Annotated in this window: 17 protein-coding genes and 1 pseudogene; 4 read left to right on the plus strand and 14 right to left on the minus strand. The window is 35.4% G+C overall.

The features are described 5' to 3' along the window. Positions 1–156: 156 nt before the first annotated feature. The 12 genes from SAZ04_RS15800 to SAZ04_RS15855 form a co-directional block, all read right to left on the minus strand. Positions 157–5217 carry an FtsK/SpoIIIE domain-containing protein gene (locus SAZ04_RS15800; RefSeq protein WP_332696968.1) on the minus strand — a complete coding sequence of 1687 codons (5061 nt, stop codon included), beginning with the start codon at positions 5215–5217 and terminating at the stop codon, positions 157–159. Continuing rightward, positions 5214–6785, minus strand: coding sequence for a hypothetical protein (locus tag SAZ04_RS15805; protein WP_332696970.1), 1572 nt, complete (start codon positions 6783–6785; stop codon positions 5214–5216). The genes SAZ04_RS15800 and SAZ04_RS15805 overlap by 4 nt, the downstream gene beginning before the upstream one ends. A gap of 14 nt (positions 6786–6799) precedes the next feature. Next, on the minus strand, positions 6800–8485 hold the full coding sequence (locus SAZ04_RS15810; RefSeq protein WP_332696973.1) for a hypothetical protein: 1686 nt from the start codon (positions 8483–8485) through the stop codon (positions 6800–6802). A 229-nt stretch (positions 8486–8714) separates the two neighbouring features. Further along, entirely contained in the window at positions 8715–9299 is a 585-nt protein-coding gene (locus tag SAZ04_RS15815) for a hypothetical protein (protein WP_332696975.1), read from the minus strand. A gap of 30 nt (positions 9300–9329) precedes the next feature. After that, complete coding sequence (locus SAZ04_RS15820) at positions 9330–9791, minus strand: hypothetical protein (RefSeq protein ID WP_332696977.1); 462 nt, start codon at positions 9789–9791, stop codon at positions 9330–9332. 81 nt (positions 9792–9872) lie between these two features. Continuing rightward, the gene (locus SAZ04_RS15825) at positions 9873–10832 is read right to left on the minus strand and encodes a helix-turn-helix transcriptional regulator (protein WP_332696979.1); all 960 of its coding nucleotides are present in this window, start codon (positions 10830–10832) and stop codon (positions 9873–9875) included. Between the two features lie 431 nt (positions 10833–11263). Beyond that, positions 11264–11602, minus strand: a complete 339-nt coding sequence (locus SAZ04_RS15830; RefSeq protein ID WP_332696981.1) for a hypothetical protein — start codon at positions 11600–11602, stop codon at positions 11264–11266. Between the two features lie 736 nt (positions 11603–12338). Further along, positions 12339–12650: a hypothetical protein gene (locus SAZ04_RS15835; RefSeq protein ID WP_332696983.1), complete on the minus strand. Its 312-nt coding sequence runs from the start codon at positions 12648–12650 to the stop codon at positions 12339–12341. Positions 12651–12665: 15 nt separating this feature from the next. Then, the gene (locus SAZ04_RS15840) at positions 12666–13805 is read right to left on the minus strand and encodes a hypothetical protein (RefSeq protein WP_332696985.1); all 1140 of its coding nucleotides are present in this window, start codon (positions 13803–13805) and stop codon (positions 12666–12668) included. A 129-nt stretch (positions 13806–13934) separates the two neighbouring features. After that, positions 13935–15233 carry a replicative DNA helicase gene (dnaB, locus tag SAZ04_RS15845; RefSeq protein ID WP_332696987.1) on the minus strand — a complete coding sequence of 433 codons (1299 nt, stop codon included), beginning with the start codon at positions 15231–15233 and terminating at the stop codon, positions 13935–13937. Further along, positions 15226–15561: a replicative helicase loader/inhibitor gene (locus SAZ04_RS15850; protein ID WP_332696989.1), complete on the minus strand. Its 336-nt coding sequence runs from the start codon at positions 15559–15561 to the stop codon at positions 15226–15228. Before SAZ04_RS15850 ends, dnaB begins: the two co-directional genes overlap by 8 nt. Beyond that, the gene (locus SAZ04_RS15855; RefSeq protein ID WP_332696991.1) at positions 15558–16367 is read right to left on the minus strand and encodes a DnaD domain-containing protein; all 810 of its coding nucleotides are present in this window, start codon (positions 16365–16367) and stop codon (positions 15558–15560) included. Before SAZ04_RS15855 ends, SAZ04_RS15850 begins: the two co-directional genes overlap by 4 nt. 687 nt (positions 16368–17054) lie before the next feature. On the opposite strand from SAZ04_RS15855, the gene SAZ04_RS15860 reads away from it, so the two are divergent. After that, a complete protein-coding gene (locus SAZ04_RS15860) occupies positions 17055–18164 on the plus strand; it encodes a DUF4062 domain-containing protein (protein ID WP_332696993.1) in 1110 nt (369 codons plus the stop codon). 87 nt (positions 18165–18251) lie between these two features. Continuing rightward, entirely contained in the window at positions 18252–18425 is a 174-nt protein-coding gene (locus SAZ04_RS15865; RefSeq protein ID WP_332696995.1) for a hypothetical protein, read from the plus strand. Between the two features lie 224 nt (positions 18426–18649). Here the strand turns inward: SAZ04_RS15865 and SAZ04_RS15870 are convergent, their stop codons facing one another. Next, positions 18650–18862: a hypothetical protein gene (locus SAZ04_RS15870; protein ID WP_332696997.1), complete on the minus strand. Its 213-nt coding sequence runs from the start codon at positions 18860–18862 to the stop codon at positions 18650–18652. A gap of 50 nt (positions 18863–18912) precedes the next feature. Here SAZ04_RS15870 and SAZ04_RS15875 point away from each other — a divergent pair. Then, positions 18913–19224: pseudogene (locus tag SAZ04_RS15875) on the plus strand (transcription termination factor Rho); the annotation flags it as partial. 8 nt (positions 19225–19232) lie between these two features. Beyond that, positions 19233–19571, plus strand: a complete 339-nt coding sequence (locus SAZ04_RS15880; RefSeq protein WP_332696999.1) for an EamA family transporter — start codon at positions 19233–19235, stop codon at positions 19569–19571. 350 nt (positions 19572–19921) lie between these two features. On the opposite strand, the gene SAZ04_RS15885 is transcribed toward SAZ04_RS15880, so the two are convergent. Further along, entirely contained in the window at positions 19922–20071 is a 150-nt protein-coding gene (locus SAZ04_RS15885; protein WP_332697001.1) for a hypothetical protein, read from the minus strand. Positions 20072–20562 lie beyond the last annotated feature (491 nt).

The raw sequence follows: 20562 nt of genomic DNA on the forward strand, positions 1-20562 counted from the left end.
TAACGTGGACATTAATTATCCAAAAGCCTACGCTAGTATCATATAACTTAATGCCCTATCCCCCCTAAACCTAAGAATAGTAGTACAGGACAGTATGCCTCAGCACTACTTAAAGACAAAAAAGGCACCTAGAATTTATTCTAGATGCAATTATAGTTAAACTTGAAAATATTTAAGTAACGCTTTTCTAACTTTAGAAGTCAGAAAAGGACTCTTCCCTCTAACTGTATTCCCATACACTTTAGCCAGAAAATCGCCTTTTCCAGCTAATTTCTCAGCACCTTCTTGACCTAATATGACGTTAGATGCATTTGAATCAGTTGCTCTTAGAGCTAATCTTGCTCCTAAGTTATTTCTTATATTTGTATTAATAATATCCGCTTTCGGATTCTGTGTACAAATGATTAAATGTATTCCGGCAGCTCGAGCTTTTTGACTAAGACGAAGAACAGCATTCTCGACTTCCTTTTTCACATCTCCCTCATGACTCATAAAGTCTGCAAATTCATCAAAGACTACAACTATGCGATGTATTTCATTTTCACCATCTTCCGTATACTCCTCTAAATTTGTAGCTCCTTCTCTTGCGAAAAGAGTATATCTCTCCTCCATTTCATCTACTAGATCTTTTAAAACTTTTACGGCTTCATTAATGTCAGTAATTACACTCTGAGTATGTGACCGATTCTCATAAATAGTAAATTCAACCTTTTTAGGATCAATAAAAACAAATTTAACCTGTTCAGGGGAATATAAACACATAATACCTAGTATAATGGAATTAAGCGTTACGCTCTTCCCACTACCTGTTGTCCCCCCTGTTAATAAATGAGGAGTCATAGAATTAGAGAAATCCATTGTAATTACATCATTTAACGGATCAAGGCCTAAAGGTGCTAAAAGATTCGTGCTTTTTACTTCTGTTTGGTTATTCTCTCTAAATAATGCCATAAAGTGTTCAAAATAAATATTTTCAGGGTTCTCTCTAACAATATCGATGTTAATACCTTGACTATTAATAAAGATATGTGGCTCATTATTCAGACCTAACCATAGCTGAATGTCTTTTGCACGCTTAGTAACCTTAGATTGTGGTATATCTGCGGGTATAGATAGTATTAACCTTATTACACTAGAACCCACAATTGAATCCTTAACTTTAACAAAGACTCCGTTTTGATTAAAATTATTTATTAGTTTTCTAATGAAATTTTCTTTTAGTTCCTCACTATAAGAGTCGTCCGTTTCATATTCAATTTCTAAGTTAATTAACGCTTTTTGCTCCGGATATCCGTTTATGTCTAAATCCTCTACCTTTTCATCTCTAATATCTTTGTCTTCTAATTCTTCCACGATATCGCCTTGATCATCAACATTTCCGCTCACTCCACCGGTTCTATTAGCTTTTTCATCGCTAAAATCAGTAACGGAATTAATTTCTTCCTCAACTACTTTTTCAGGTACTTGTTTCTCAAGTAATTCTACTTGAGACCCAAACAAGATTGTTTTATCCTCTGTCTCTTCTTCTAGTTCTTTATAAGAAGGTATTGCTTGTTCCGTTGCACCTAGTGTAGATAAAATGAATGCACGTGTATAGATATTGTTCCTATAACCGCCTTCTAAATTATCGACGAAATTTCCTTCACTTACATTGTCAAACTGATATTCAGTAAGGTTAGAAGTATAGCAATATACATCAATCGAGCCATTTATGGATACATCTATATTCTCAATAGGTATATGCTGTAATTCTTTTAATAATTTAGCATTATCAGGTGAATATGCTTGTCTTTCAATTAGGTAATGAACAAGTTCATTCCTCCAAAATTCTGCATCCAGGTTATTCTCATTAAAATTAAATAACTTATTGTACAAATTCACTCCTGTTTTAATCTGCTTAATTGCGTCATATCTTTCTTTTTCAAAAATGCGGTGATTGATAAATTTGAGTTCTATCAATTCGAAATCAATTCGAATTCTATCGTTAATTCTACTAACAGTTGTAAGCACCATATCAGGTCGTCGTTTATTATTTGTAAACCATGGAAGTTCGTCACAAATGGCCCAAACATATAGATCATTTTCTATACCTGAACGATTTTCAACCGTGAAATATGTAGCCATCATTTCATGCGCATATTTCCCTCGGCCAATCACTTTTAACACTAACCCTCCAGAAATTTCTTTAACCTTTTGCACAGCTTCAATAATTTTATCCCGATTTATATTATCATTTTTAAGAATTAAGCCAAGCTTCTTATATAATCTGTCATAATAAGCATTATCTTGTGTTTGCTCACTTAATTTTCTAATATATTTTGAGGATGATATGATTAATTTGAAATTTTTGTTTGAGCCAGCTTTTGATTTATATTTAACAATCTGAGCCTGTGTAGATGTTTTAACCAATAAAGTTTTGTCAATGTAACGATCCATAATCATCGACCAGTTAAAATTATTATGCATATAGTCAATTAAAGAGCTATGAGCAACATTAGAAATTGAAATCAAATTTCTTAAGACATTAATCTGGTCCCTATCAGGCATTGTGTCACTTTGTACAATATATTGAAGCTGATAGAAATGTTGAAGTGCTGCGGGCATATGTTCACTTACATAACTAATTCTTTTTACAGCTTCGTCTGCCTTTAAGGGCTCCTTATATATTGGTTCAAACCAGTTATTAGACTCAGTTACTTTAGATCTTTCAAAATTGTATCTAATTTGATTTCCTTGACCAAAATAGTCGACTAAAGCCACAATATCTGAGTCACTCATTTTCTTTTCTGCTTGGTTTGCTATTTCATTAATGTTTTTCCCTGAGATTACATTAATCTCCACCTTAGGAAACCTCTTTCCAATTTGTGGTTTATTGTATTCTTCTTTACTTTCCATCCATTTATTCAATTTGTCATGTAATTTGGCAGCATTTTCACTATGAACAGTTAGATTTAATTTTTTCACTTCTGTTTTCTTATAAAGTTCTTCTACTGCTCTTGTTACCAATTCGGCACTCTGACAGTATAAAAGTAAAATGTCTAGTCCGTCCTTTGCATAAGGATAAACTTCAAAGTAATTTTTCACTACTTTTACCAATTCATCTGAAAATTCTTTCGCTAAATAATTAGTATTGTCAGCAGTGCGCGTATTTAAAATAAAATGACCTTCTCCACCCACTTCACTATTTTCTATTAAAAAAGAATCATCCCCACTACTTGTAAAATACCTTGGAGATAAATTACTAGTTTTTTCTAAAACATATCCTAGATAATCTTCAAGTTTTTCTACCTCTAGTATTCCTTCAGCAGCTTTACAAATCCAATCATGCACTTGTTCTTGAATGTGATAAAATCTCTTTATATAAGAGATTAACCGAATTGGATTAAATAACGTTACTGTTCTTTCAAATGTGATACCCGACTCATTCCTATGATTTTCATATGTATCAATTGAGCCAATATAATTAATCATTTGATATATATGTTTAGTTACAGGGACGGAAGTATAAATATTTAAAAGAATCTTATTTAGCTCATCCTCCAATTCATCAACACTTACTGTGAAAATGCCATCCGTACATATCCTTTGTAAATGCTTTAAATATTTATCTAAAAACACATCAAAGGATTTTAAATGTTCCTTCATTTCTGAGTCATTACTAGCTATGTAATACTTAACTTTACTATATAACAAAGCTTTAATGTCAATTGTTTCAACTTCATTTTCGGCATAAATCTTTAAATGAGGGATACTATTTTCCAATTCCACGTGTTGAATAAATGTATATAGATCTAATTGATTAAAGGAATTAACTTTAAATTTTCTTTTACTTATTTCCTCATTGTTGAGACACATCGATAAATCAAACACCACATCAGTTTCTTTAGAATTATCATCTACTTGAGGTAGTGAACTAGGTACGAAAGAAATTAGCGGAACTACCGATGAGATCTTGTTTAGGTATACATAAAGTAACTTAATTATATTTTCAGGTAATTTCGAATTTTTGACTTCTAGCGTAAACCGAACTTCTTTAATATTTTCAATATCTCTTTCTTCTTCAATCATACTAAAAGCTTCATGTAATAAAGCGAATGTTAAATCCTCGTAATCCGAAGGATTCCTACGTTTCTCAATAAGACGATTAACTTTCTTGACAAGCCCAGGCTGAGTGTCTAGTATTTCTTCAAATTCTTCGACAAAATCTTGGAGGGATTCCGGATCTGTGCCACTTACAACTTCCTCCATACCCTCATTAAACTTCTCAACTTGTTCCTGATTTAATTCAGTTTGTTTCTCCTGTAGAATTTCCTCAAGTTGATTAATTAATTTAGAAGGTTTGATTGTGAACTTAAATATTTTTTCAGCAAGTTCGAAATCGTATTTTAAAAACTCTTTGTTCTTCTGATTAATAAAGTCAACAGCTTCTACCCTGAAAGTTTCAGGATCAACCTGTGTCCAAATTTCTTCAACCCATTCGTTTTTCTCCTCTTCTTCTAAGAAAATATATAGATTATTTTGGAGTTTTTCAGGTTCTAGACTTCTGACGCCATCCTGTAAATTAGCTAAAGAGAAGTTTTTTTTCAATCTATTTACATTGGACTTCGTAATTTTTAACTTTGAATCAGAAAATAGGTTCACATATGGTAAAAATTTTTGGACTTTTTCACTAATCGATGGTGCCGGATCAGTAATTACATTCACAAGAAAACTTAAAATATTTCTAAGCTGAGGTTCTGAAATCAAATTATACATCTCAAGAAAGCTTTTAATTACTTTAATTTCTTCAGAAGCAAGTTTACCATTTTGTGATAACACCTCATATAATGAGTCTAATCCTGCTCTCGATAACAAATAAGCTTCATCAATTGTGAATAAATTTTCTAAGCTTTGTCCCTCTGGGGTTGATTCATTAATTAATAAAATTAAGGCTTGATTAGTTTTTGTATTATTTCTTAGCCAAGTACTAGTTTCATACTCCTGGTATGAAAAACGCTCATAGTTATTTATCCGTGTAATAGACCTAATAATAGGTTCATAATGCTGACTTAACCTTGAAAAATCTTCTTCAAGTTGTTTTAATACATAAATAAAGTTAGTATTTGTTAGACCATTAATTTTTATAAAGAGTTTTTCTGTGTTATTATTCTTTTGTTTTACAAAATGATTGGTTAATAACTGACTTACCCATTTGCCTAATAAATGATGTTCATTCATGGCATTTTCACACCTTCCGATACATCGTATGGATTTCTTATCATTGCTGTTGCGTCTGAATACTCAACAAGTAAACCGTTCTTCTTAAGTTTTTCACGAAGCGCTAACTCATTTCGTTGAAAATAACTTATATTTAATCTTGAATTTTCATAAATATCACTTTCACGTGATTGTTTTACACCAATTACAAAACCATACTGTTGATAGATATTCTCCAAAAACTCACTAAATTCAATTGAACTGTTGGGCTTAACATTACTAAAAACTAGTGACTGTAAAAATGTATCAGACATCGTATATCTGTAATTTGTCCCCGATTTAAAATTACCAATTCCGCCATCACGTGCTAAAATTCTAACAATATTTAGTTGATGACGTTTTAAATGGTCTGAGACTACTTCTTTAACAGTATTAAAAAGCTTGGTCATAACATCATTATAATCGTTACACTGCTTTAAAGTTTTTATTACTGGTTGCCTTCTACTACGTAACTTTGTAAGGCCCATTAAGTTTAAAAATGTATGTTCAGGAGCCTTTTTCCATATCTCTAAATTATTATTAACATTTTCTTCATCACCTATTTTCGACCTAAAAATTTCCTTAAAATAATCTTCAAATTTGTTTTTAATTAATAATTCATTGTTCTTAAAAGTATTGGCTGATATTTTTAGCGTTTGGTTTTCCTGGCCATCTAAACAATCAAAGAAGAATAAAATTTTATCATTTTCCTCTGTTTTTGCACGGTCATAAATATATCTCATAACTTGAAAATTAACCAAACTTGTAAGGAGCCTAAACATTTCATAAATATCTACGTTGATGTCTAGTAATCGATCTAGTTCCTTTGCAAATGTATGAAAAAGTGGATTATTAAGTGTATCTACAGGTAAACTTGGTGCAGCTTCATCTTTTTCACTTACTTTTAAAGGATAAGAGGTGTCTTTTTCCTTCTCCTCATCTCCTAATACTTCGCAAATTGAACCTACAATTTTTTTTAGTGAAACATTCTTTCTTAATAAAGTTTTCAGTTTTAATTCAATTGAATTTCTTAGTTCTTCGTGATCTTCCGTACCATAAGAAAGCATTAAATAATAAAGCTCCCCACCTCTAGCAAAAAAATTCCTTTCATAACCAATTGAGTTTCCTTTTTTACGTACCTCAAAAAAGAGAAGACATTCGTGTAAAGGATATAGTGTCCTAGCAAACCAAGACCTGTCTGCCTCTTTCCCGTTTCCATCTACCAATGGAACTTCTAAATTACGAAAGAACTCTCTGATTACCTCTACTTTCTCATCATCCTGTATTTTTTCATAAAGGACTTTTTTTTGTGCTTCTTCTAATTTAACTAAATCTCTTTTACTTCCTTCTTTTACTCCTTCAAAAATAAATTTCCTTAGCCCTAGGGCCTTTCTACGACTATAGAAAGGCGAATTGAGATTATAGTCTGTTCCAACAAGAACATTAAGAAACTCTAAAACATATTCAGGTCCACGTTGACCATCAGTAAATCGATGCCCCCATATCTTTGCCGACAATTGTGATGAATATTGCTCAACATTTGCAACCATTTCATTTCCCCCTCCTACGGTATTAAGATTTCATCTTCTATATATAGTCCTTTGTGTTTATCAAATCGTAAAATATTTAAAGTATAAGGATCTGGATCACTAATTCTAATCAGTTCATTTTTAAAAGTATCTATAAGAATTTCAACATCTTGCTTTAGAACATTGTGCGTGTCTCCACTGTTTAGCCTCATTAAATATTCAAACAAAGAAAGATCTAATGAAAGAAATATTTCATTACCAACCTCTAGAATGAATTTTGATGGTATATGATCAATATCTTTTCTAGCTTGTTCTTCATTAATGACAAGTTGCCTTATATTATATGAAGAATGGATCATTAGATTTTCTGTAGTTGCGTGTAATTGATTTAATGGTGAGACTAACTTTTTTGAGAAAGCGCGATTTAGACCATTGATAAGTTCTTTTCGTGTTTGAGCCTTCTTATGTGGATTATCAAATAATTCAGCAAAGTCCTGTACATATTGATAAGGTAAAAGAGCTTTTCTTTTGAGATAATCTTCTCCTTCTATCTCAAAAAACAACTTCCTTCTTAATTTATAGATCCATTCATCAATAAAATTGTCATCACTTTCTTTATTATGATCACGATACATATTAAGCCGTTTTTTAAAATAACCAAATTGCATATCTAGCTCGTCATTAAATAATTTATTATGCATTAATTCAACTTCTTCTTGTCCTGAGATATCACCATTCATAATAAAATCATCAAGTAAAGAAATCGATTTACTTCCGGGGTCAATTTCCCCGAAAATTTTTAATGCTCTCATTTCAGTAAGTGCATCCTTAACTATTCCTTGACCGTAAAGGTTTTGATAATAGGGTTTTTTACTTTGTTCTTCAAGAGATTGATAATCAGCATCGTTTACATCTTTACAGTTATATCCACCAGTAAGGATATAACTAATATGAATAAGCATTTCTCTCATAGTTATATGAGTACCTAGATAATCCAATAGTCTATACTGTTCAACTAAGCGTTTTTGAATGTGCTCTTTGGAAGTTCTATCATGATTTAAATGTATTATGCATCTTTTTCTTACGGGACAATGAGAGCAAGAACTCCAATTTTCTTCCTTATTCCATTCTGTGAGCACTTTGTCAACATACACAGAAGAAGTAACATCTAATAAGTTGATAACACTAAATGATAAGTCATTTTTTTGATAATCATTAAATCTAACAGCAACCATTTCTCGTAACAAATGCAGATCGTCATATTGAGAGAGGAATTTTGTTAACTTCCCTTCGTTAGCAGCTATAAGATAAAACACTTTACTTTCATAATTTGTTTGTATATTCTTTTGTAAATTGCTTAATTCCTGATATATAACTTCTTCTTTTAGTTCAGATAAATCTTTAACAATCCGAATTGTACACTGTTCAAAGGTTACATTAATAATTCCTGAATTCGGCCAATGATCCAAGTCACTATTGCTAAAAAAGTCGTGAACTAAACGACAGAGCCTAGTTTTACCATCTCCTGCATTACCAGTGAGTATAACACTGTGTGGGTTCTCTCTAAACAAATTCAATAGATGCTCTTCTATTTTTGTATTAATTTTAAAAGTGTATGATTCTTTTCCATGATCATAAGTATACTCATCGTAAATTTTTGCATGGTTTGGTGATAATACGTTGTATTGATCTAAGTAATCAACAAATGGATTTCCGTACATTTTGATCTCCCTTAGTAAGACTAGTTTTTTAAATGTTAACATTTTATTACAAATAAAAACAATAGATCCTCTCTTATTATTGTTATTTGTCTATTTATTGCCTTTTCATCTATTGAATTTCATTAATCTTATCATTTAACATTTAGAGATTTAAATCCTAAACAATATGAGTATGTTATGCACATTTAAAAACCAGCCAAGCCCCACAACTCAACTGGCTCCACACTCCCTACCTCAACTCAAACCACACTTCTGCATCCGACCGTCGTTGAAATGCTGCTAACGGATTTTCATCATCCTTATCAATAAGGAAGTACGTATACCCTTTGCGTTCGGCCCCTTCATACATTTCATTCCATAAGTCTGGTTCAAGTCCAGAGACAGAAATATAGTCATCGTACGTATTCCCACCTGAACTTACGGCGTCAAATAGGGCATGATTTAAATCAAATGGTTCATTTTCCACCTCATGTACTTTCACATGGAACTTTGCTAATACATATTCCTGATTTTCTCCTGGTTCATCATTGAATTCGTTTCCTTTGCGGACCATTTCCCAAGCTTCATCGCCACTAATGAGTTCTAGCATTTCAATTTCTAATTTAACATCACCTTGAAAAAGGTCGTTATATGAAAGAGTTACCCGTTCTCCAATTGTCAGTGGATTGTTTCGTGTACCAACTTCATTTTCATTGCCTTCTGATGAATCGACCTCAGCTTCTTGACTTTCTTCTGCTTCATATTTGACTAACAGATCTTCTGGTGGTGTGTCTGCTGATAGAAGTGTACGCAACTCATAATACGTATCACGCATTTCTTTATCTTCAACAGTAGGGCTAAAGATCTAGCCTAGTTTGTCTTCGTAAATAAAGAACAACATTTCTTCAAACTTTCCGTCTTCACCTTGTAATCTAGTAAGAGTAAGAATCCCCGTTTCTCCGTCTTCTTCATGCTCCATTGATTCAATAATCGCAAACTGATTTAAATCAATCGTTGTGAACTCAGATTCTTCGGTAAAACCGTTCATCAGATGAAACAACGGTTGAACATCGGGATGAATGAAATCATCAATCGCTTTTTCACGTGCTTCTGCATCCGTCGTATAGAAATGTTGTACGAAGCTTTTAATCATTTGCTCTTCTGCTGTTAGAGTGTTCTTCTCCTCTAACCAATTCACTTCTTTCTCTGTTTCTGCACTTGCTTGTGTTTCTCCATCTACCTTCTCAATCGTTGCTTCCTCACCACAACCCGTTGCAATTACTGCCGCAACTACAGCTGACATGAAGAATTTCCCTGTTTTATTCATTTCGTTTTCCCCTATTGAATGTGATTTACATTCATAGGATAACAAAGTGAAATGACAACACATTGTCAGCGAACAAATGTTTTATTGGTAAATTTTTAACCAGTCGGCCAGCACCTGTTTCATTTTTTCTCGGTATTCAATTGGTTCAATGATCTCTGAATCCATTCCATATTGCATGATCCATTGCAGGAATTCTCGGTCATGGTTCAATGTAACCTCAAACAACAAGCTTCCATCTTTCTTTTCCGTTAACTTCGGTGTCACAAAGAGCTCCTCTTCTTTTATGTAACGGGCCACATTGGAGCTAAATAAAACCTTAAAGTGAATCTTGTCCGTTCCTTGGATGATTGACCATGTGTGTTGGAAGTATTCCTTAAGGTTAAAGTCTTGTTTAGTGAATGTTTCCTCCGTTTGTTTCACCTCAAGAAATCGGCTTAATCGAAACGTACGAAACCCTTTCTTCTCATGACAATACGCAATTAAGTAAAAGCGATGATCCCTCGGAATTAAATAATAAGGATCAAGCAAACGTTTTGTTGTGACGTCACGACTTTGTGTGTGATAGACAACCTCAATCGTTTGTGAATTTAATATCGCTTGGATAACTGGTGAGAGGAAGTTAGAATGCTCTTCTTGAAAGGAAGGTGTCCCCATTTGAATGATGGATACCATTTTCTGAAGAACATCTTCTAGATCCTTCTTCTCCTTTTGATGAGTCGCCATCACCTTTTCATAGGCGGTATAGAAGTCCGGTGGAACAAGATGGTTGACCGGATCTAAAATCTTCGGCATCATTCCAAACGCCACCGCCTCCTCCTCTGTCCAATCAAGAGGATAAAGAGAAAAGTTGCCCACAAAACGATTTCCCTTTCCATACCCATCACTCATAATTGGTATTCGTGCCGCACTTAAAATCTCTAAATCTCTATAAATCGTTCGTTCCGTTGTTTCACACCTGTCTGCTAGTTCCTTTGATTTAATCCCAGGACTTGATTGAATGAGATTGATAATCCGGACTAGTCTTATTAGTTTTTCTGACATGGAGAGGACATCCTTTCTATTACTCTATTATTCACCACAACCTATTTTTACCATTTTACCAATTAACTTGATTATTAACTAATATTATTGTGTTATTTCAAATTAATCTCACCAGTTTGAAAGTTCTATTCTCCCTAACAGAAAAATAGCTGCATCTTGTGCAACCGACAAATGCTAAATATTCACCAGTTGGTAAAGTGCGTCCCACTTGGTAGAAGCTCCTTATCGAAAGGCACCCAAAGCGTATATGTGTTCAAAAAAAAGCAACCTCAATTTTCTGAGATCACATTCCGGAATTTTTTCAACAATAGCGCCTGATTGTTGAATATCCTATCTATTCTATTGAATAGTATCGTTGTACTGTACAGTAAATTACTTTTTTTGTTAGTTATTCTTCTTCAACATAAGTATTCGTTAATTTAATAGCTTTTCTACTTCAGCCAATTGTTTTCCACGTGTTTTAAATGATTGTTTTTATATTCCTCTCTTAATTCCTTCATTGTGGCTAATACATCTTCCATATCAACATCTAGAATATGGCAAGGGTAATAAATCTTAATTTCTCCTTTTTTTAATGCGACTTTGAAATTAGGATTCGTTCCAAATTGAACAAAAATAGTAAAGGCTCGATGAATATTATCTGGTTCCGATGTATGCCAAAATGAGGTACCATAGGAAACACGGTAATACCTTTTCTGTTCATTTAGTTCTCCATAGGAGGATGGAATTAACTTATATCCCCATTCTTCAAACGGTGGTTGCTCCTTCATAATTATCACCTCAAAGTATTATTTGAGATAATCATAGCCGTTTGTAAAGTAAAACTCATCCTTCAAATTCCGTTGTTTTTCCTATGCAGTTCGTATAACGAGTGTAGAAAAAACTCTTGAATACTCCTCCATTCTTATGTTTTCATTAGGCTCTGTTAACGTTTGATGTTGATTTTTCTATAATAAAATCGACTTCCAAAATTATGGAAGTCGACTAATTTGTTTATTGTCTACTTAACGCCCCTTATAGTTTAAGTCAAGCTTTCTTTTAAAATGACAATGTATCAGAAAAATAAGATTTGTAAGGCTCTGGTGGCCCCTTTTGGCATCTTGATGTTTGATTCGGCATAAAATTTTAAAAGGAATCATCATAGGCACTGTCGCCGGTAGTATAATCCGTTTCGTCTTTACCTAAAAAAATTTATTTGGAGAGGGGTTTCTATTTTTTATATCCAGTTCCCCTATTTCCTTTTGTTTTTAGACATAAACTAAACAACCTTTCAGTATACATAGATAACAAATTGGAAATTCTGTTTATAGAAGAGAGGGTTATAAATGACACGTAATGCACTGGAAAAACACTTAAAATATAAGGATAAGACTATGAGTGAGTTGATCTCTGAACGCGCGGAAAGGCTCTCACTTGGTCAAAATGAACTACGTAGAAAGTGGTTACCGGAAAAATACAATCCCAAATTGAGCAATAAAAGACCCCTTTGAATCAAAGGGGTCTTACTTATTCGCTAGCTTGTTCCGCTAAAATTTTTGCGTATCTATGTCTAAGCCGCATTATGTCCTTTGCTAAATGTTCACTTCTATTTTGAATTAATACCGCTTGTGGGTCTCCTTCAACCATAGAAACTTTAGTAGCATCAACAGCACCTAGTCTTTGGGGAACCAGTCTTCTTCCATCAACATTAGCTTGTCTATTCTCCCTTGATTGTCTAGTTTGACTTCGAAGGTTTGCTACCAATCGATCTCTCATATCACTGCTCTTTACTTCAACTGCAACATCACCTATTTTAATGTCAGCTTTATGATCCGGCATAATAGCACCTCCAATTTAAGGTTCAAGTTCTTGTTTTAAAAGACATATACTATGAACCATTTTGTATATTTCCTTTATCTCTAATATATCATTTCCCACGGACAAGAATAAAGCTTTTTCTACTCCTGCATCTATATGGAAGCTTATTACCCATTCTTCATTTCTTTTCATTTGGAACCGTTTTGAGATAACAAAGTAATTGAGTTCAACTTCTTCAGAAGATTCACCATGCTCATTATTAGCGGCATCCACATAAGGAGAATTTATGAAAGCCTCATCATCAAAACGGATGATTTCAGGAAGTTCTCCAGCGGTTTGTTCTTCAGCCTTTATTTTAAGGTGGTCTTCTTTAATCTCAAAAATAGATACCCCGGCTCCTAACATATTTGCAATATCAGCTATGTTTAATTTGTTATTGGTTTTTCTTAATAATGCTAACCTTGTCGCTTTAAGAAAGTCCACAACATATCCCATAGCTTTATGGACTTCAGTATTTGCTTTTAAAAGATGGCTGGCTTCATCGTCATAATCTTTAATGACTTTTTTAAGCTCTTTTTCTTTGTCTGCATACTTTTCTTCCAATACCTTTATTTTTTGGGCTAATTCATTCTTTTCTTGGTTCAGAAAAGTATCAATTCGAGTATGGATTAATTTTAAGTTCTCGTCCGATTTCATAAGAAGCTGCAATTGCTTTGGAATGGATGAAAAGTAAAATTCATCATCATGCACCAAGGATTGTTTAAAAATCTCGTATTCTTGATTTCTAAATAGTGAATAGGCCCCTATACGAAAATACCCACTAGAAAAATCACACATACTCCTTGGGGCTACGAATGTAAATGAGACAAGGTATCCTATCAGAAAACCCCACCCTAATAATATGTACCACTTCGTATCCACCATCAAACTTGCGAACGGAAATAGTACCGTTCCAGCTAATAACGGAAGCGCAGGTGAAAGGTTAAGTGACTTGAATCCTTTAAATAAGCCTTTTAAATCCAGCAAAGAATGAAATGGAATTAGAACCCACGTTAATATCCAATTTTTTACGTTTAATTTGGTATCAGTTTCTGATGAACGTATAGTCTTAGATACCTGATCCAAACCTTCTGATATCCTTTCTAATCGATGGAATACATTATATTGCTCTGCCAATCTATCATCACCTCGTATATAGCATAGCAAATTTAAGCATACGAAATGGAAAAAAACAAAAACTTTCTCCATAAAAAAAGGAAAATAGCCCCCTGCTTCCACTAACATTTTTCTGTAAGAACTCCTTTTTTATTGTTTTTCAGCAGCTATGCTTTTTGCTAGATTCACAAACCTTCCATATTCCTTCTCAAACAAGACCTCCACCGTCCCAACTGGTCCATTCCGTTGTTTTGCGACCATGATTTCAATTTTGTTTGGTTGGTCCGTTTCCTTGTCGTAATAATCATCGCGGTACAAGAAGGCAACAATGTCCGCATCCTGCTCAATGCTGCCCGATTCTCGGATATCCGACATCATTGGCCGTTTCTCTTGGCGGGACTCAACCTTCCTTGATAGCTGCGAAAGGGCGATAATCGGGACGTCGAGTTCTCTCGCCATTGCTTTTAGGGAACGTGAGATTTCGGACACTTCTTGTTGGCGGTTTTCTCCGCGTTTGTTAGAGGGCTGGATGAGCTGGAGGTAATCAATGATGACAAGATGGTCTCGGTTCGGATATCGACGTTTGATTTCGCTTAGTTTGGAACGAATTTCAGAGACTTTGATACTCGGGTTATCGATGATTTCCATGTCCCACTTTTCAATGGCTCCGATGGCGTTTACGGCTTGACGATAATCGGCAGCGGAAAAGAACCGTGTCGGATTTTTCCATTTCATCCCGTCAATCCGCCCTTCTGCGTTGATCCACCTGATGGCCAGTTGTCTATCCGCCATTTCTAGAGAAAAGAAAGTCGTCACTCCTCCCCTGCGGCAGTTGACAGCTCCCATCTGCAAGGCAAACGCCGTTTTTCCGACAGAAGGTCTTGCGGCGATAATGATCAGGTCCTGCTTTTGCCAGCCACCCGTCATTTTATCGAGATCGATGATGCCACTTGGTCTTCCTAAGAGATCCTCGGTTGGTTCATGCAACGTTTCGACGACATCAGCAAGGATCTCTTTTTTCGTCCGGTGTTGTTTCTTAATCGTCAGCTCCTGTATCTGTTGGAGCTCCGTTATCAGAGTATCGATGGACTCATCATTTGCTTCATTGTGGAATTGTTCGGTGAGTTTCATGGCCGACCGTTTTCGAACATGTTCGAGGATCAATTCTTCGTAGTGCTTGAAGTTGCTTGTTGTAGCGACGGCATTCATCAGATCAGATAGGTACGCCACTCCCCCAATCGAATCGAGGACATCGCGTAACATGGTGACGACAGCGACGATATCTGGAGGGGTTTCGGACTGTTCTAAGGCTCGCATCGCTTGAAAGATGATCTCATGGCGGGCTTCGTAGAACTGTTCTTCCTGTAGACTGCATTCTTTAATGAGTTCAGGCTCAAGGAGGATAGCTCCAATAACAGCTTGTTCGGCGACGGATGGATGCTCACTCATCTTCTGCCTCCGTCAATCCAAGCTGCTTGAACCGAGCTTGGAATTCTTCGATTTGCTCTTTCGTTGGGGGATTCCGAGCCGCCTGTTTTTCATACTCCTGCGTTTTTCGCAACACTTCGTTTTCCGGAAGTGGATAAGAGGCAATATCGGAAATCGTTGGCGGCCAAGGGTTGGTGAGGATATATTCATTCAACCGTTTCATGACCCCAGCAAGATCCATTTGCAGTAAGGCCGGGACAAGGATTTTCATTTTTCGTTCCGTGAGTTCGTAGGATGGGTAGACTTCGTGGATCGTTAGGAGAACTTCGGCTGCTTCCTCATTTGTCATGAAAAATCACCTCGTTTCACTCGTTCAAGTAGATCCGTTGGGGAGGTTCGCGTTTGTCGCTTCTGAAAGTGGGTGTCGGTGGCTTCAATGGCTTGGATGGTCGTTAAGTTTTGATTCGACCATTTTTTCAAAATTCCTTCTGCATAATCCCAGCGTTTTTGCTTCTTCAAAGCTTTTTTTATGGCAAGCATAACGACTTCTGGACTTAGCTCTTCTACCCAAAGGGCAATCGACTCTGCGATAAATGGATTCAGGACTCCGATGTTTTCTTGGTAAAAACGGAATACGACGGCGTATGGTTCTTGTTCTTGTTGTTGTTCTTTTTCTTCTTCTTTTTCTTCTTTTTCTTCTTCTTGTCCACGTAACGTCGACGTATCGTCGTTTTTAAGGCAGAAGGATGCGTAAAGGTCTCGAATCGACTCATTGGTCACTTCTTGTCCAACATACTCAATAAGAGAACGATCCTTGAAGCCCTCCAGTTCCTTCCGAATACAATCAAGCATTAGTTTGCCTCCACGTCCGAGGTTGTGCTTGCCCCAGTTCTTGATCGCCAGCTCCCTTGTTTCAGCATTGTAACGAATGAGTTCATGCTGGTGCAAAAAGCGTTCAAATAACAGCTGCACCGTTTCAACTGAGAAGCCTGTTTCAATAGCCACTTGTTTCTTTGTAATCCGGTAGATGCCAATTTGAGTCACTTGAGGATTAGTGAGCAGATACATGAAAAAGAACTTATCTTCCGGTGTCATCTCCTCCATTACTTTTGGGTCATTCCAGAACCCTGTTTGAATCATACGGAATTTAGCCATATAAAGATCCTCCTATCGTATGTATGTCTTCATACTTTATATATAAAGCTAAGTTGATTTTTGATAGGAGGATTTTAAAAAAAGGTGACTTTCCGTAAATATATTTATAAGTTCTTGCAGATAAAAAGTAGATATCGATAACAATAACGGTTTTAGATTGCCTACTCCAGCGCTCTGATTCCCCTCATTTCTCTACCAAAATAGTTGACAACAGGTCTCTTCATTTTGGGGAGTGCCTGGTCACTCCCCCTTGATGCTAAATAGATAAAGAATCTATATTTAGATTTCAATCCAATCCACATTGCTAAACCTATTTGTTTTCACCTTTCAACCTTTATTTCCTTTTATTCCCTTTATTGTTATCACCGCTAGCTGGAACTTTGCCGTGTAATTCTGGTGCATTTTGATTACGGCTGCCTTTATTATATTTTTTGGTCATATTTCACAACTCCTTTCTTAATTCTTTCTTCAGTTTATCCCTTTTTTGAAATCATATGTTTTTTCTATTCATATATTGTAACTACTCACCTCAAAAATAAATTACGATGATTAAGGGCGAATCTAACGATAAAAAAATAAAAAACACCTTCCGCGAAATGCGAAAAGATTTGGTTTATAGGTTGTCCAAGTAAAATACAATCGTTATTATAAAATTAATGGATTAATAGTTGTAAAGGGGGCTATATATTGAGTAACTCTACAAGGATATTTGTTAGTTCATCTTCCCAGGTCGAGCTTCAGACAATTAGACAAAAACTAAATGATTCTTTAAAAGAAGCGGGACACTATCCTTTATTATTCGAAAACAATGGTTTCGGACTTTATTCATCTGACTCTATTGAAGATTGCTTAAAAAAAGTAAGAGAGTGTGATGTTTTTATCCTAATTATCTCTGATAAAGCAGGTTCACTTACAAAAGAAGATCCTAACATCACCGTTACATATGCTGAATATACAACAGCATTAGCGCAAAATAAATTAATTATTCCCGTCATTGATTCAAAAATTTACAAGTTCTATACTGAACATTTACAAGATTACATTTGGGAAAGCTATAACAATTATCGTCAGGAATTCGACAGTGAACCACAGTATACTCATGATATCGTTAAAGAAGTTCTTAACGATATCAATGATAATAATACACCTCTAGCTAATAAATTAGATAAAATAAATGCAGATGACTTTATCTGGTCATTTGTATTTGATGTTTATGACCAAACCAATTGGACATATAACTATTCAATTGGAGAATCTGAAGAAATTTGCGAATTCGTGAAAGAGGCTCTGAGTAAAGTATTACAAGAAGTGGTTCCTTATTATAATAATCAGTACGAGGTAAATAAGCGCTTAGCTGCATTTGAATCACTATCTAACTTTAAAGAATCTGTTCCACTTTTCTTACAATGTATAAATAACGGAGAACTCAATCTTAAATTATTTCTTAAAACTTTAAAAGACTATATACATGGTGGAGAAATTCAAAGGAATGCAAGCGCCTACATGCATACCCCTTTAACAACCATTTCAGATTGTACAGAGATTACGCTGTATAAGAAGTTTGGAGACAAGATGGAATTAATGGATTATATCGGAAGTAGCCCCGAAGCTGAATTTAAGCTCCGAGATCCAAACTCATTTGTATCATCAACATACAATAAAAACATGGGAGAAATAGAGCATATATTCTATTCAGAAGAAAAACAAACAGTTTATCTCACAAAAAAGATTGGCGAACTTGTCTTGTCTTGTCTTGTCACTTTTTATTGGGCGAAACATGGAGCAATAAAAAAGTAGCCAACTATGAAAAACAAATATTAAGTGCTATAATGGATGAAAGACAACAATATGATTTAGCCGTAGATATTTTAGGAGGGATGTATAATGTCTAGAGAAGTTATAACTTATATTGGTTCAACCCCTCGACATCTAACTCGCGCTGCAAAAGATTTACATTTGAGAGAACTTACTAGAACAAATAAAGAGTTGTTGGAAACACTGAGATACAGCAAGAAAAAAACTATTCAACCACAACCTTTCAGGTCAACAAAAGCGTAAAATATTTACGCTTTTTTATTTTGTATTTTTCATAAGTGAAAAACCCTTAACCCAAAACCCAAAAGGTGAACTGTACCCCATAAAATGGACAGTTAATAAAAAGAGAATTAAGCAGCTAAAATAAAAACAGTAAAAACCCCATTGCTCTCTCCCTTAGTCAACAGCCAACTAGTGAAAATCACCTTCCACTTTGTCTCTAATCTCTTAAGAAAAAACTACTCCCTCTACCCCTTCCGCTCAAAATACCGATGCAACCGATACTCACAAACTTCCTTCGTCCACTCAAACACTTTTTCACAAGAAGAATCCTCAATCTCAAATGTCAAACCAAACTGCTCTCCATCAAACGAAACGAACCCCTTCGAACTATTCGCCCACTTCGTCATTGGCATTTGGGCAATAAGTCTAGCTACCTTCCCCTCATCATAATCCCACATTGCTTTTGTGTTTTTAGCAGAAAAGTCAATCTTTTTCCGGTAGGTTGCTGGAGGGGGGCAGTCTAACTATTTTAGCCACAGCTTTAATTGATACGGGCTCAAGAATGGATGATATCATTTATGAAGAGTTTAAAGGGACCGGAAATATGGAATTACACTTAGACCGAAAGTTTGCTGAACGATGAATCTTCCCTGCAATGGATCTAGTACGTTCGGGGACAAGAAAAGAGGAAATGCTACTGTCTCCAGATACCTTAGACGTATTATGGAACTGGAGAAATTCAGCGCATGATTCCGTTGAGCTTTTGACAAAAACCCTCAACTTATTTAGGCAACAGCAACTCTCGATTCAAAACAGGTAACAACAATAATGTACTTATTAGGTTCAATAGGTTTGTTGATTATTAGTTTTATAACTGAACCTAAAGGATTCAATGAAATGACTTCAGCCTCTTTATTTATTTACTTTTTATTTATTGTGTCAGGGGTAGTGGCAACAGGTGTGGGGTATATAGTTTTTAATGCAGCGATTCAGCAGATAGGAGTAGGGAAAACAGTCATATTTAATAACTTTGTTCCTTTTTCAGCTTCACAATTGATTGGATTTGTGTTTATTGTAGCTGGAGTTCTATTTGGGACAGGTTATATTGAAAAACTATGGGCGAAAAAGCATAATCGGATTAATAATACAAAAAAGAGTGTAGGATAATATACACTTTTTCCTAGTATTAGCAATTGGAGGTTCTTATTTCTTAACCTTACGTAGATAGATTGTTATGATATTAATAAACTACTTACTATCAATTTTTATCTGTACTTGCATCAAAACTCGGTCTTTCAAGATTGTAAGCCTCTCAAAAAAGAAATTATTGCTTTAATGCAACTATTAGGTGGAGAAGCAATACACGCATATAAATCACCTCAAAGGGTATTTTCTCCGCCTACTTCTTTATTATTCCACTAGTCGAGTAGAAGAGAGTCTCTCTACCTTTCGGTAGATTGTACTCTCCCCCCTCACAGAACCGTGCTTGCGCTACTCACGCACACGGCTCCTCCTAGTTACCATTCACAAAAATAACTTGTAATTCCTGCTATCCTTACTAGTTTTGTTTCCATTTCTCGTCCTACCTCTGTGTGTAGTAAATGTGTCCCTAGCAAGGGTGGTAACTGGGTAGCAGCCTTTCCTCCATCGGCATTACCCAACTTCATTGGTACGCTGCTATCCGACTCCCTATCTGGCATTTGGTTTCCTTACTTTGTATCGTTTGTACACCATACTCTTCTATCTAGAAAAGACCGATAGGGTCTCCCGAGTTGCCGTATCATATCAATGTGTTACGTGCCAAGGTCTCTGACCCCAGAGAGGTTTCATTCTTCTTGCCATTTACGAAGAATGAAATGTTGCTTTCTGTCGCAGTTAAAACATCAGCCCTCTCGATTTACTAACATTATGGGGCTCAATCCCTTCAACCATTTGGCTTTCGGCCCGCAACCTAACTGTCTACGCTTAAAGACTAAAGTTACCTTTAGCCCTCCAAGACTCGCTACGAGTGAGTGGCTAGTTCTTGCTCGACGGTAATCCCACCCGCTATATGATACGACCTAGGCTCGGCCGCACAACTGCCAGTTAGCGAGCATTTGTGAGTAAATAGAATCTAACTGAGGGAGTTTAAGTGTAACCCTTCACAATCTCCATTTCA

This window comes from Halalkalibacter lacteus (assembly GCF_036663595.1).
In the GTDB taxonomy this organism is placed as follows: domain Bacteria; phylum Bacillota; class Bacilli; order Bacillales; family Bacillaceae_D; genus Halalkalibacter; species Halalkalibacter lacteus.

Coding starts and splice junctions, on each gene's coding strand:
- SAZ04_RS15850 (WP_332696989.1), bottom strand. CDS start 15,561: ATGACAAATGAGGAAGCAGCCGAAGTTCTCCTAACGATCCACGAAGTC.
- SAZ04_RS15830 (WP_332696981.1), bottom strand. CDS start 11,602: ATGAAGGAGCAACCACCGTTTGAAGAATGGGGATATAAGTTAATTCCA.
- SAZ04_RS15865 (WP_332696995.1), top strand. CDS start 18,252: ATGTCTAGAGAAGTTATAACTTATATTGGTTCAACCCCTCGACATCTA.
- SAZ04_RS15835 (WP_332696983.1), bottom strand. CDS start 12,650: ATGCCGGATCATAAAGCTGACATTAAAATAGGTGATGTTGCAGTTGAA.
- SAZ04_RS15825 (WP_332696979.1), bottom strand. CDS start 10,832: ATGTCAGAAAAACTAATAAGACTAGTCCGGATTATCAATCTCATTCAA.
- SAZ04_RS15820 (WP_332696977.1), bottom strand. CDS start 9,791: ATGAATAAAACAGGGAAATTCTTCATGTCAGCTGTAGTTGCGGCAGTA.
- SAZ04_RS15800 (WP_332696968.1), bottom strand. CDS start 5,217: ATGAATGAACATCATTTATTAGGCAAATGGGTAAGTCAGTTATTAACC.
- SAZ04_RS15810 (WP_332696973.1), bottom strand. CDS start 8,485: ATGTACGGAAATCCATTTGTTGATTACTTAGATCAATACAACGTATTA.
- SAZ04_RS15815 (WP_332696975.1), bottom strand. CDS start 9,299: ATGCGTGATACGTATTATGAGTTGCGTACACTTCTATCAGCAGACACA.
- SAZ04_RS15870 (WP_332696997.1), bottom strand. CDS start 18,862: ATGTGGGATTATGATGAGGGGAAGGTAGCTAGACTTATTGCCCAAATG.
- dnaB (WP_332696987.1), bottom strand. CDS start 15,233: ATGAGTGAGCATCCATCCGTCGCCGAACAAGCTGTTATTGGAGCTATC.
- SAZ04_RS15855 (WP_332696991.1), bottom strand. CDS start 16,367: ATGGCTAAATTCCGTATGATTCAAACAGGGTTCTGGAATGACCCAAAA.
- SAZ04_RS15805 (WP_332696970.1), bottom strand. CDS start 6,785: ATGGTTGCAAATGTTGAGCAATATTCATCACAATTGTCGGCAAAGATA.
- SAZ04_RS15880 (WP_332696999.1), top strand. CDS start 19,233: ATGTACTTATTAGGTTCAATAGGTTTGTTGATTATTAGTTTTATAACT.
- SAZ04_RS15885 (WP_332697001.1), bottom strand. CDS start 20,071: ATGAAGTTGGGTAATGCCGATGGAGGAAAGGCTGCTACCCAGTTACCA.